This is a genomic window from Pseudomonas sp. A39 (assembly GCF_058145955.1).
In genome coordinates this window covers 168,321-179,864 of sequence record NZ_JBYVMD010000010.1, presented here as the reverse complement: position 1 = coordinate 179,864, position 11,544 = coordinate 168,321, and the positions used below count along the sequence as shown (strand labels likewise).

The 11,544-nt window shown below is 62.3% G+C and carries 11 protein-coding genes; 1 reads left to right on the top strand and 10 read right to left on the bottom strand.

Features of this window, described 5'->3' with window-relative positions; all coding sequences use genetic code 11:
- The 10 genes from AC3ZU9_RS10885 to AC3ZU9_RS10840 all read right to left on the bottom strand — a co-directional run.
- A partial coding sequence (locus AC3ZU9_RS10885; RefSeq protein ID WP_490090692.1) for a hypothetical protein occupies positions 1-137 on the bottom strand: 137 nt, incomplete at its 3' end.
- Between the two features lie 70 nt (positions 138-207).
- Positions 208-1,026 (bottom strand): phosphoglycolate phosphatase, encoded by an 819-nt coding sequence (locus tag AC3ZU9_RS10880; protein WP_490090689.1) that lies wholly within the window; start codon positions 1,024-1,026, stop codon positions 208-210.
- Entirely contained in the window at positions 1,023-1,697 is a 675-nt protein-coding gene (gene rpe, locus AC3ZU9_RS10875; RefSeq protein ID WP_046035020.1) for a ribulose-phosphate 3-epimerase, read from the bottom strand. The genes AC3ZU9_RS10880 and rpe overlap by 4 nt, the downstream gene beginning before the upstream one ends.
- An 84-nt stretch (positions 1,698-1,781) precedes the next feature.
- Positions 1,782-2,930 (bottom strand): iron-containing alcohol dehydrogenase, encoded by a 1,149-nt coding sequence (locus AC3ZU9_RS10870; RefSeq protein WP_102061913.1) that lies wholly within the window; start codon positions 2,928-2,930, stop codon positions 1,782-1,784.
- A gap of 217 nt (positions 2,931-3,147) precedes the next feature.
- Positions 3,148-3,972: an ABC transporter permease gene (locus tag AC3ZU9_RS10865; protein WP_093542394.1), complete on the bottom strand. Its 825-nt coding sequence runs from the start codon at positions 3,970-3,972 to the stop codon at positions 3,148-3,150.
- 12 nt (positions 3,973-3,984) lie between these two features.
- A complete protein-coding gene (locus AC3ZU9_RS10860) occupies positions 3,985-5,232 on the bottom strand; it encodes an ABC transporter permease (protein WP_015886163.1) in 1,248 nt (415 codons plus the stop codon).
- 205 nt (positions 5,233-5,437) lie between these two features.
- Positions 5,438-6,478, bottom strand: a complete 1,041-nt coding sequence (locus tag AC3ZU9_RS10855) for an ABC transporter substrate-binding protein (RefSeq protein WP_490090688.1) — start codon at positions 6,476-6,478, stop codon at positions 5,438-5,440.
- A 43-nt stretch (positions 6,479-6,521) separates the two neighbouring features.
- On the bottom strand, positions 6,522-7,634 hold the full coding sequence (locus AC3ZU9_RS10850) for an ABC transporter ATP-binding protein (protein WP_015886165.1): 1,113 nt from the start codon (positions 7,632-7,634) through the stop codon (positions 6,522-6,524).
- Between the two features lie 214 nt (positions 7,635-7,848).
- Positions 7,849-8,478 (bottom strand): response regulator, encoded by a 630-nt coding sequence (locus tag AC3ZU9_RS10845; protein WP_015886166.1) that lies wholly within the window; start codon positions 8,476-8,478, stop codon positions 7,849-7,851.
- 18 nt (positions 8,479-8,496) lie between these two features.
- The gene (locus tag AC3ZU9_RS10840; protein WP_490090687.1) at positions 8,497-10,491 is read right to left on the bottom strand and encodes a PAS domain-containing sensor histidine kinase; all 1,995 of its coding nucleotides are present in this window, start codon (positions 10,489-10,491) and stop codon (positions 8,497-8,499) included.
- 77 nt (positions 10,492-10,568) lie between these two features.
- Here AC3ZU9_RS10840 and AC3ZU9_RS10835 point away from each other — a divergent pair, with 77 nt between their 5' ends.
- Positions 10,569-11,543, top strand: coding sequence for an alpha/beta hydrolase family protein (locus AC3ZU9_RS10835; RefSeq protein ID WP_102061911.1), 975 nt, complete (start codon positions 10,569-10,571; stop codon positions 11,541-11,543).
- Position 11,544 lies beyond the last annotated feature (1 nt).

Here is an 11,544-nt window from a genome sequence, read left to right as displayed (position 1 = left end):
AGCAGGTAGGAGTTGGGCTCGTCGGCCAGTTTCAGGTAGATCGACAACGGCGTGTCGAAGTCGGCCAGGGTTTCGCAGGCCAGGGGGATACGGTTATAGCCGGCAGCGGCCAAACGCAGGAATTCTTCGCGGGTCATGATATGCCTCGTGGCTTGAGGATCTAACAGTCAGGTATGCAAACGTGCCGCAGAGCGCGGCCAGGATCAGTCAGGCGCGCCAACGCCAGCGGGCCAGGGCCTTGATAACTTTCATCCAGAGTTTGCGAGTGACCACCACGATGGAATTTCCAGAAGGGAACGGATCGGTGTCGGGCAACGTTATCTCAGCGCCAGCTCCCAAGCAACCGGGGATTAGCAGGCGCAGGTCATCAATGACCATTGCCGGCGACTCTTCGGCAATCGGCCGGCCATGGTTATAGCCGTAACTGAGGGCTACACACTGCACACCCGCGGCCTTTGCCGCCTGCACATCACTGCGCGAATCGCCGACAAACAACGACTGCGAGGCCGGGATATTGGCCATTTTCATCACGAAAAAAAGCGCCGCCGGGTCCGGCTTTTTCTGCGGCAGGGTATCGCCACCGATGATCCAGCGGAAATAACGGCCGATTTTCATCTGATCCAACAGCGGTGCGACAAAGCGTTCCGGCTTGTTGGTGATCAGGGCCATTTCCACGCCCTGCTTGCTCAGCCACTTGAGGGTGTCGCGCACGCCCGGGTAAACCACGGTCAGTTCGTGGCCGTCTTCATAGGCGGCGTTGAACAGTTCCAGGGCGTGCTCAGCCTCCACCTCATCCACGCCTTCGGCATCGATGTGATCGGCCAAGGCGCGGCGCACCAGCATCTGCACGCCGTTGCCAACCCATTCGCGCACCGAGTCGACCCCGGCCGGCTTGCGCCCCAGCTTGAGCAGCATCTCGTCCACCGCCGCCGCCAGGTCGGGCACCGAGTCGATCAAGGTACCGTCAAGATCGAACATCACCAGCCGTGGCAATTTGCCGGGGAACAGCTGCTCAAAGCCGCTCATGGACGCGCCAGCGCCAGTTCGGCGCGCATCTTATCGATGACCTCTTGGTAGTCCGGCGCGTTGAAGATCGCCGAGCCGGCCACGAAGGTGTCGGCGCCAGCCGCGGCGATTTCGCGGATGTTGTTGACGTTGACCCCGCCGTCGATTTCCAGGCGGATGTCACGACCCGAGGCGTCGATCAGCGCGCGGGCTTCGCGCAGCTTGTTCAGCGTACCGGGGATGAACTTCTGCCCGCCGAAGCCCGGGTTGACGCTCATCAGCAGGATCATGTCGACCTTGTCCATCACGTACTCAAGCACGCTCAGTGGAGTGGCCGGGTTGAACACCAGGCCCGCCTTGCAGCCGCCTTCGCGGATCAGTTGCAGGGTGCGGTCGACGTGCAGCGAGGCTTCCGGGTGGAAGGTGATGTAGGTCGCGCCGGCGTCAACGAAGTCGCCGATGATGCGATCCACCGGGCTGACCATCAGGTGCGCATCGATCGGCGCAGTGATGCCGTACTTGCGCAACGCGGCGCAAACCATCGGGCCGATGGTCAGGTTGGGTACGTAGTGGTTGTCCATGACATCGAAGTGCACGAAGTCGGCACCGGCGGCCAACACCTTGTCCACTTCCTCACCCAGGCGGGCGAAGTCGGCGGAGAGAATCGATGGAGCAATGACGAAGGGCTGCATGACGCACCTTTTTTGAGCTAAATCACGATGGCGCGCATTGTATACCTCATGCTTTGCCGCGCGCACCGTGACCTGGCTCAATGGCTAGTACGCAGCCCGATAGATTTTCTCGATATCCGCCGCGCTGAGCTTGCGCGGATTGTTGCGCATCAACCGTTCAATGCCCGCCGCCTCCACGGCCATGGCGGGGATCGCGTCCTCGGGCACCCCGAAACTGCGCAGGCCCGCCGGGATCTCCACTGCGGCACACAGTCGCGTCATGGCCTCGACAGCTTGGTCGGCGGCATCATTGACGCTCAAGCCGGCGACATTCACGCCCATGGCCTGCGCAATATCCTGCATACGCTCCACACAGGCCAGCTTGTTCCAGTGCATCACATAGGGCAGCAACAGCGCGTTGCTCACACCATGGGCAATATTGAAACGCCCACCCAGCGGGTACGCCAACGCATGCACCGCGCCCACCCCGGCATTCCCGAACGCCATACCGGCCATCAGGCTGGCGGTGGCCATATCGTCTCGCGCCTGCAGGTTCGCGGGGTTCGCGTAGGCCTTGGGCAACGCCTTGGCGATCAGTTTGATAGCGCCGATGGCCAGCGCGTCGGTGATCGGCGAAGCATTCAGCGACAGGTAGGATTCGATGGCATGCACCAGCGCATCCACGCCGCTGGCGGCGGTGACGCTGCGCGGGCAGGTCAGGGTCATTTGCGGGCTGATCAGCGCGACGTCCGGCAGCAGGTAGTCGCTGACAATGCCTTTTTTCAGCTGCGCGGCCTTGTCGGAGAGGATCGCCACATTGGTCACTTCCGAGCCGGTGCCCGCCGTGGTCGGGATGGCAATCAGCGGCGGGCCCTTGCGCGGCACCTGGTCGACGCCGAACAAATCCGCCAGCGCGCCGTGGTATCCGGCATAGGCGGCAACGCTTTTGGCGATATCGATGGCGCTGCCGCCGCCCAGGCCGATCAAGCCGTCATGCCCACCCTCGCGGTAGACACGCATGCAGTCCTCGACGATGGCGATTTCCGGGTCAGGCAGGACGCGGTCGAAAATCTCGTAGCTGCGTTCGCCCAGGTGCTCGAGTGCCAGCGCCACGGTGCCGGACTTGACCAGCGCGGCGTCGGTGACGATCAGCGGGTTGTCCACATCCAGGCGGGTGAGCTCAAAGTCCAGTTGTTCGATGGCGCCAGCGCCGGTGAGCAGTTTGTGGGCGATCTTGAATGAGGAGGTACTCATGTGCGCGGCCTCTTATCAGGGATGGGCTGGCACAAGAGTAGCTCGGAAAATGGGGTTGCCCAGCATTCAGGGCCTGAATGGTTATTTCCAAGACAACACAAAACCAATGTGGGAGGGGGCTTGCCCCCGATGGCTGAGTGTCAAGCTACACCAATGCTGGCTGACCCACCGCTATCGGGGGCAAGCCCCCTCCCACACTTGAATCTCCAGCAGGCCGTTAGACCGCCGCAGTACGCAGCTTCTCACTGCGGCCACGCAACCATTCCAGGGTCAGCAACAGCAACACCGAGAAGGCAATCAACAGCGTTGCCGCCGCCGCAATCGTCGGGCTGAGGTTTTCGCGGATGCCGCTGAACATCTGGCGCGGCAGGGTCGCTTGCTCCGGGCCGGCGAGGAACAGCGTCACCACCACTTCATCGAACGACGTGGCGAAGGCAAACAACGCCCCGGAAATCACGCCTGGCGCAATCAACGGCAAGGTCACTCGGCGAAACGCAGTCAACGGCGATGCGCCAAGACTGGCCGCCGCCCGCACCAGATTGTGGTTGAAGCCCTGCAAGGTCGCCGACACGGTGATGATCACAAACGGCACGCCCAGCACCGCATGCACCACGATCAACGAGAAAAAGCTGTTGCCCAGGCCCAGCGGTGCAAAGAACAGGTAACTGGCCACGCCGATAATCACCACCGGCACCACCATCGGCGAAATCACCAGCGCCATGACCAACGCCTTGCCGGGGAAATTACCGCGCGTCAGGCCGATCGCCGCCAGGGTGCCGAACACCATAGCCAGCACCGTGGCCGCCGGGGCGACGATGATGCTGTTCTTCAGCGCACGCATCCATTCGGCGGAGGCGAAGAAGTCCTGGTACCAGTGCAGCGAAAAACCTTGCAGCGGGTACACCAGGAAACTGCCGCTGTTGAACGACAGCGGAATGATCACCAGCACGGGCAATATCAGGAACAACAGGATCAAGCCGCAAAGGATCCGCAAGCTGTAGAACCACACCCGCTCAACGGGCGACTTATAAGGGCTCAGCATCGCAGGGCCTCCTTAGCTCAGGCGCAGGCGGCTGGCGCCCACCAGCCGGTTGTAGATCAGGTACAGCACCACGGTCGCCAGCAGCAGCAAGCCGCCCAACGCCGTCGCCATGCCCCAGTTGATACTGGTGTTGGTGTAGAACGCCACGAAGTAGCTGACCATCTGGTCGTTCGGGCTGCCCAGCAGGGCCGGGGTGATGTAGTAACCAATTGCCAGGATGAACACCAGCAGGCAACCGGCGCCCACTCCGGCGTAGGTCTGCGGGAAATACACGCGCCAGAAGCTGGCGAACGGGTGACAACCCAGGGAAATCGCGGCGCGCATGTAGGTCGGCGAGATGCCTTTCATCACGCTGTAGATCGGCAGAATCATGAACGGCAGCAGGATGTGCACCATGGAGATGTAGACACCGGTACGGTTGAACACCAGTTCCACCGGTTTGTCGATCAGTCCCAAGCTCATCATTGCGCTGTTGATCAGGCCGCCGGACTGCAGCAACACAATCCACGCGGCTACCCGCACCAGGATCGAGGTCCAGAACGGCAGCAACACTAGAATCATCAACAGATTGCTTTTGCGCGCCGGCAGGTTGGCCAGCAGGTACGCCAGGGGATAGGCCAGCAGCAGGCAGATAGCCGTGATCACCAGGCCCATCCAGAAAGTGCGGGCAAAAATGTCCAGGTAGATCGCCTGGTCTGGCGTGGCCGGCGCTACTTCGCCGAGGTCGTCGATGCGGTGATCGACAGCCGCCAGCAGGTAGAACGGTGTCAGGCTGCTGGTATTGCGCCGGATCGCCTGCCAGTACGCCGGGTCGCCCCAGCGTTCGTCGAGGTTTTCCAACGCTTCCTTATAAGAGGCAGGCGCTTCACTGAACGGCAGCGCCCGCGCGGTTTTGGTCAGCAGGCTGCGGTAGCCGGCCAGTTCCATGTTCAGGCGCTTGGACAGATCGCCCAGGGTCTGGTTTTTGCGCGCTTCGCCCAGGTCTTCACTGAGGGCCTGGTACACCGGCTCGCCCGGCAAGCCACGACCGTCCCAGGCCGTCACCGCCACCACGGTGCGCGGCAGACCGCCCACCACTTCCGGGTTGCCCACGCTTTTGTAGAGCAGCGCAACGATCGGCACCAGGAACACCAGCAGCAAAAACAGCACCAGCGGCGCAATCAAGGCCTGGGCCTTCCAGCGATTAAGCCGCTCGGCGCGCGCCAGGCGCTGCTTGAGGGTGGGGCTGTTGACCTCGTTCGAGGGAACGGCGATAGCCATGGCTGACTCCGGATCTTGAAAATGACGACACATCTATGGCTGGGCTCTAACCCGTAGTGAGCGGGCTTGCCCCGCGCTGGGTGGCGAAGCCGCCCTGAAACCAGGCACCTGGATTCTGTCTGGAAGAATGCGGCGCCTGGCTTGGGGCGGCTTCGCCACCCAGCGCGGGGCAAGCCCGCTCACTACAAAGTCCGATCCAGAAGGGTTACTTGGCAGCCCAGGAATTGAAGCGCTGCTCCAACTGCTCACCGTTGTCCGCCCAGAAGCTCACATCGATCTGCACTTGGTTGGCGATGTTTTCCGGGGTGGTCGGCATGTCCTTGAGGATGTCCTTGGCCAGCAACGGGACGGCTTGGGTATTGGCTGGGCCGTAGGCGATGTTTTCCGAGTAGATCTTCTGCTGCTGCGGCTGCACCGAGAAAGCGATGAATTTCTTCGCCGCTTCCGCACGATCCTTGGCCAGGCCTTTAGGAATGGCCCACGCGTCGAAGTCGTAGATACCGCCGTTCCATACCACTTTCAGGTTGCTTTCTTTCTGCACGGCGGCAATGCGGCCGTTGTAGGCCGAGCTCATCACCACGTCACCCGAGGCCAGGTACTGCGGCGGTTGTGCGCCGGCTTCCCACCACTGGATCGACGGCTTGAGTTCATCGAGTTTCTTGAATGCGCGGTCCTGGCCATCTTTGCCGGCCAGCACTTTGTATACGTCCTTAGGCGCCACGCCGTCGGCCATCAAGGCGAATTCCAGGGTGTACTTGGCGCCTTTGCGCAAACCGCGCTTGCCCGGGAATTTCTTGGTGTCCCAGAAATCCGCCCAGCTGGTCGGCGCGGACGCCAACTTATCGGCGTTGTAGGCCAGCACCGTCGACCATACGAAGAAGCCCACGCCGCACGGCTGGATCGCCCCCTTCACGTAATCGGCAGCGTTGCCGAACAGTTTCGGGTCCAGTGGCTCGAACATGTCTTCGTCGCAGCCACGGGACAGTTCAGGCGACTCCACCTCCACCAGGTCCCAGGACACGCTCTTGGTGTCGACCATGGCTTTCACCTTGGCCATTTCGCCGTTGTACTCGCCGGCGACGATCTTGCCGTTGCCCGCGCTTTCCCACGGTGCGTAGAAGGCTTTGACCTGAGCCGCCTTGTTCGCGCCACCAAAGGACACGACGGTCAGGTCCGGGCCGGCCATGGCCTGTGTCGCGCCCATCAAACTCAATGCCAGGACGGAATACTTCAAGGAACTCAACATTGTTGTTCTCTCCACGTGCAGGGTTGGTGAAGCCATGGGGCGATCAATTCGCCTCTAGAAGTGGGTCGAGTGCGCGAACGTGCTCGACTTGCCAGCCAATCGGTACCACGTCGCCGACCGCCAGGGCTGGGTCCAGCTCGGCAATCGGTTGTTTCACAAAAAAATCGGCCTTGCCGCAGACTTCCAGGCGCACGCGCACGTGGTCGCCCAGGTAGATGAATTCCGCCACCCGCCCGGAGAAGCGGTTGACGCAGCTTTCGCTGGAGCCATTGAGGCTCACACGTTCCGGACGCACCGAAAGCGTTACCGGGCCACCGACCTGGCCGACGTTCACGGCCAGCGCCTCGACTTTCTCGCCGCGCGCCAGCTCGACGACACAGCGGTCGCCGGTGTGGCTGTGCAGGCGGCCATTGAGACGGTTGTTTTCACCGATGAAGTTGGCGACGAAGGTGTTCTTGGGTTCTTCGTACAACGTGCGCGGTGCGGCGATCTGTTGGATCTCGCCCTGGTGGAACACTGCCACCCGGTCGGACATGGTCAACGCTTCGCCCTGGTCGTGGGTCACGTACACCACGGTCACGCCGAGGCGCTGATGCAGGTGCTTGATCTCCATCTGCATGTGTTCGCGCAGTTGCTTGTCGAGGGCGCCGAGGGGTTCGTCCATCAGCACCAGTTGCGGTTCGAACACCAACGCTCGGGCCAGCGCCACACGCTGTTGCTGGCCGCCGGACAGTTGCGCCGGGTAGCGTTGGGCGAACGCGTCGAGCTGGACCATGCTCAGCACGCGTTTGACCCGCTCGCTGATATCGGTCTTGCTCAGGCCACGCACAGAGAGGGGAAACCCCAGGTTTTCGGCCACGGTCATGTGCGGGAACAGCGCGTAGTTCTGGAACACCATGCCGATGTCGCGCTTGTGCGGCGGTACGTTGTTGATGGAGCGCCCGGCCAGCTGGATTTCACCGGCGGTCGGCGTTTCAAAGCCGGCGAGCATCATCAGGCTGGTGGTCTTGCCCGAACCGGAAGGCCCGAGCAGGGTAAGGAACTCGCCCTTGCGAATCTCCAGGTTGAGGTCTTTGACGATCAGGTTCTCGCCGTCGTAGCTCTTCTGCACGCCACGAAAGCTGACCAGCACATCATTTGTATCCACCTCGCTCATACCCGCACCTTTGTATTTTGGACTGCTGTGGAACAAGCGTAGTCCAGGCACGAGCCCCCGGAAATCGGGGGCCAGGAGAGAATGGCATCAGCCGGATGGAAGGTTCGGGGTAGGGATCGCCCTACACGCATGGCGGGGATAGAACAGTGCCGCAGCGCCCTGCGCCAGCCATCAGCTCAGCGCCGCTCAAAGGGCGTCGTAAACAGGCATGTGGTTAAAGCAGCTTGTGCTCCATCGCGTACTTCACCAGTTCAGCCAGGGAGGTGATATTGAGCTTTTGCATCAACCGCGCCTTGTGCGTGCTGATGGTCTTGCTGCTCAGCGCCAGTTGCTGGGCGATATCGTTGACGTTGGCGCCCTGGGCCAGACGCTCGAACACCGAGAACTCGCGCTCCGAGAGCAATGAATGCAGCGGCCGGGTATCGGTAAGGCCGACTTCGAAGACCATGCGGTCGGCCAGGTCCGGGTCGATGTAACGCCCGCCGGCCGCGACCTTGCGGATCGCCGTGAGCAACAGCGCCGGGTCGCTGTCCTTGGTCGCATAACCCGCCGCCCCCACTTTCAAGGCTCGGGCGGCCATTTGCGCTTCATCGTGCATCGACAGCACCAGGATCGCCGGCGGATTGTTCAACGCACGAATGCGCGCAATCGCTTCCAGGCCATTGACGCCGGGCATCGAGATGTCCAGCAACACCACCTCGCACGGCACATGGCGCAAGGTCTCGAGCAGTTGCTCGCCATTGCTCGCTTCCCCAACCACCAGCAGGTCTTTGGCCAGGCCGATCAATTGCTTGATACCTTCACGAACAATGGTGTGGTCTTCGGCTACCAGTACGCGGATCACAAGGACTTCCTCTTGGTGTTATGCATCCAACGGCACCGTCACACTCAGGGTGGTGCCCTCCCCCCGTTCGCTGTCCAGGCGCAGTTGCCCGCCCATGATCAGCACCCGCTCACGCATGCCCACCAGGCCGAATGATACCGGTCGGCCCTGGGCCTGGATGAAACCGACGCCATCGTCGCTGATGGTCAGCCGTAAATCCGTCCCTTCCACCGCCAGGGTCAGCTCGACAGTATGCGCCTGGGCGTGGCGCATCACATTGGTCAGCGCTTCCTGCAGGATGCGAAACAGGCCGATCGCCTTGGCATCGCTCAGCGCCGGCAGGTTATCCGGCACCTGCACCAGGCAAGGAATGTGTGTGCGCGCTTCAAAGCGTCGCGCCTGCCATTCGATGGCCGAGGCAATGCCTGCATCCAGAATCGGCGGGCGCAGTGCCGTCGCCACATCCCGCACCAGCTGGAACAGCTGGGCGATCAGGCGTTTCATGCTGTTCAAACGCTCGTGCAAACCGGGGTCGAGTTGCGCATAGGCCAGCTCGCACATGGAAGTTTCGAGCTTGAGCACGGTGAGCATTTGCCCGAGTTCGTCGTGCACCTCACGGGCAATACGGGCTTTTTCTTCTTCGCGCACGGTTTCCAGGTGGGCGGACAGCTCGCGCAGTTGCGCTTCACTTTGCAGCAAGGCGGCCAGCGTTCGGCGCAACTCGGTGACGTCGTTGAGGTAGACCACCAGGTATTCGGCCTCGGCAAAGCGCAGAAAGCTCAAGGACACGTTGGTCGGCAGGATGCTGCCATCTGCACGCCGGCAATCGGTGGCAAAGTTCTGTGGGCCCTCTTCGCTGGCCCGCGCGCGCTTCCACAGGTTGAGCCAGCGGTCCATATCCAAGGTGGGGTCGAGGTCAATAAGCGGCCGCTCGATCAACGCACCGGGGCCGTAGCCAAGCATGTTTTCGGCCGCACGGTTGGCGTAGCGCACATGGCTGTCCCAGTTGACCCAAAGGATACCGACCGTGCTTTGATCGATGGAGAATTGCGTCAGCCGTAGTGCTTCGGCGCCGGCTGCACGGGCCTCGCTCTCTTCGCGGGCAGCCAGTAAGCCGTGCTCCAACACGCGCTGCTGGCGACGCTGCCAGAACACCACCGCCAGGCTGGCAAGCAGGAGCAGGCCCAGCAACAGGCTGACGTTTTGCCACAGGCCCGGTGATTCCGTCAGCCGTGGGTACTTGGGCTGCAGCCAGCGGCTGTGCAGTTGGTCCAGGTCGCGGGCGGGGATGGCGCGCAAGGCGCTTTCCATGATGCCGGCCAGCTCCGGCCATTCCCGACGTGTAGCCACCCGCAGCAATTGCGGCAGGCCGATATCGCCCACGACCGCCAGCCCGGCGAACTCCGCCTCGCCGGACAAACGGCTAAGTTGCGCCTCATCCACCACGGCGTAGCGCGCTTGCTGGCTGACCAGCAATTGCAGGGCCTGGCGCTCCATGGGCACGCCTTGCAGGTTCAGGCTCGGATAGGTACTGCGCAGGTAATCGGCCACGGCGCTGGGCATGCGCACGGCGACGCGGGATTGGTCATCGAGTTTTTCCAACTCCACCGCGCCGCCGCCCTCCCGGATGCCGACGATGTGCTGCGGCACACGCATGTAGGGATCGGAGAACAACCACAGGCGCAAACCGGCCGGGGTTTGCTGCAGGCCAGGGGCGATGTCCACTTCGCCCTCGCGTACGGCCGCTTCCAGTTGCTCCTGGCTGGGGAAGTTGCGCCAGGTCAGCTCGATGCCCAGCGCCTTGGCCAGCCACTGCATCAAGTCGACATTTGCCCCGGACAACCGCTGCAAACGCCGATCGTATTGCGCGTATGGCGCCTGCAACACCAGGCCCACCCGCAGCTCCGGGTGCTGGGCCAGCCATTCGCGTTGTTGCACAGTGAGCTGCGCCTGGGGTGCGGCGGGCGCAGGGGCGGCATTTGCCATCAAGGCAAGGCACAAACAGCCGATAACCAGCAGACAGCGAAAACCCATGATCCACGTCTCACATCACTGACAAATACTGACCAACCCATTAGGCTGCTGGAATCACTTCTGGCCGGGAATTAACGATGCCCTTTCTCCACCGTTCGGCACTGCCAGCATTGTGCCTGTCGCTGCTTATTACCAGTGCCTTTTCTGTACAGGCCGCTGACGCGCCTGAGCCTGCCGTCGAAAAACCCGTCGAACGCCAGCCCTTGCCCGAGCGCAGCAAGGAAGAAGCCAGCGCCCTGGAACGTAAAATCCCGCAACAGGAACAGCAACAATTGCAGGCCGGCAGCGATACCTTTCTCGCGCTGTGGAAACCGGCCAACAGCGCCGAGCCCGAAGGCGTGGTGATTATCGTACCCGGCGCCGGCGAAAATGCTGACTGGCCGCAAGCAATCAGCCCGTTGCGGCATAAATTGCCGGATGCCAATTGGGGCAGTCTCAGCCTGTCATTGCCGGACGTGAGCGTAGATACCCTGCCGCCGCGCGTCATGGAAGCGCCCAAGGCCACCGTCGACACCAGCAGTAAAGAAGCGAGCACCGCCGACAAACCCATCGAGCAGGCCGCCAGCGCCGAAGCCGAAGGCACCGACCCTGCGGTGGTGCCTGGCGCAGACGAGCAAGACAAGACTGACGCCTCGCGCATCTTCGATCGCATCGATGCCGCCGTGGCCTTCGCCCAGACCCAGAGCGCACGCAGCGTCGTGCTGCTCGGCCACGGCACCGGCGCGTGGTGGGCCGCACGTTATGTGAGCGAGAAGCAACCGTCCCAGGTGCAGAGGCTCGTCATGGTCGCGGCGCAGACGCCCACCGGGCGCCATCCGGATGTGCAGCAACTGGCGCCCGGCCTGAAACTGCCGACCGCCGATGTCTTCTATCAAGACGACGCCCAATCACGCAAAAACGCTCTGGCACGTGCCCAGGCGGCCAAGCGCTTGAAGAATGAGGGTTATAAACAGGTGTCGCTGAAGACCCTGCCCGGCAACAGTGCTGCAGAGCAGGAACAGTTGTATCGCAGGGTTCGTGGCTGGTTGAGCCCGCAGGCGACTTCAGACTGAT

What these genes read in the sequence shown, in the direction of transcription:
- AC3ZU9_RS10870 (WP_102061913.1), bottom strand. Translation starts at nt 2,930, where the DNA reads ATGAGTACCTCCTCATTCAAGATCGCCCACAAACTGCTCACCGGCGCT.
- AC3ZU9_RS10835 (WP_102061911.1), top strand. Translation starts at nt 10,569, where the DNA reads ATGCCCTTTCTCCACCGTTCGGCACTGCCAGCATTGTGCCTGTCGCTG.
- AC3ZU9_RS10855 (WP_490090688.1), bottom strand. Translation starts at nt 6,478, where the DNA reads ATGTTGAGTTCCTTGAAGTATTCCGTCCTGGCATTGAGTTTGATGGGC.
- AC3ZU9_RS10850 (WP_015886165.1), bottom strand. Translation starts at nt 7,634, where the DNA reads ATGAGCGAGGTGGATACAAATGATGTGCTGGTCAGCTTTCGTGGCGTG.
- AC3ZU9_RS10860 (WP_015886163.1), bottom strand. Translation starts at nt 5,232, where the DNA reads ATGGCTATCGCCGTTCCCTCGAACGAGGTCAACAGCCCCACCCTCAAG.
- rpe (WP_046035020.1), bottom strand. Translation starts at nt 1,697, where the DNA reads ATGCAGCCCTTCGTCATTGCTCCATCGATTCTCTCCGCCGACTTCGCC.
- AC3ZU9_RS10840 (WP_490090687.1), bottom strand. Translation starts at nt 10,491, where the DNA reads ATGGGTTTTCGCTGTCTGCTGGTTATCGGCTGTTTGTGCCTTGCCTTG.
- AC3ZU9_RS10880 (WP_490090689.1), bottom strand. Translation starts at nt 1,026, where the DNA reads ATGAGCGGCTTTGAGCAGCTGTTCCCCGGCAAATTGCCACGGCTGGTG.
- AC3ZU9_RS10865 (WP_093542394.1), bottom strand. Translation starts at nt 3,972, where the DNA reads ATGCTGAGCCCTTATAAGTCGCCCGTTGAGCGGGTGTGGTTCTACAGC.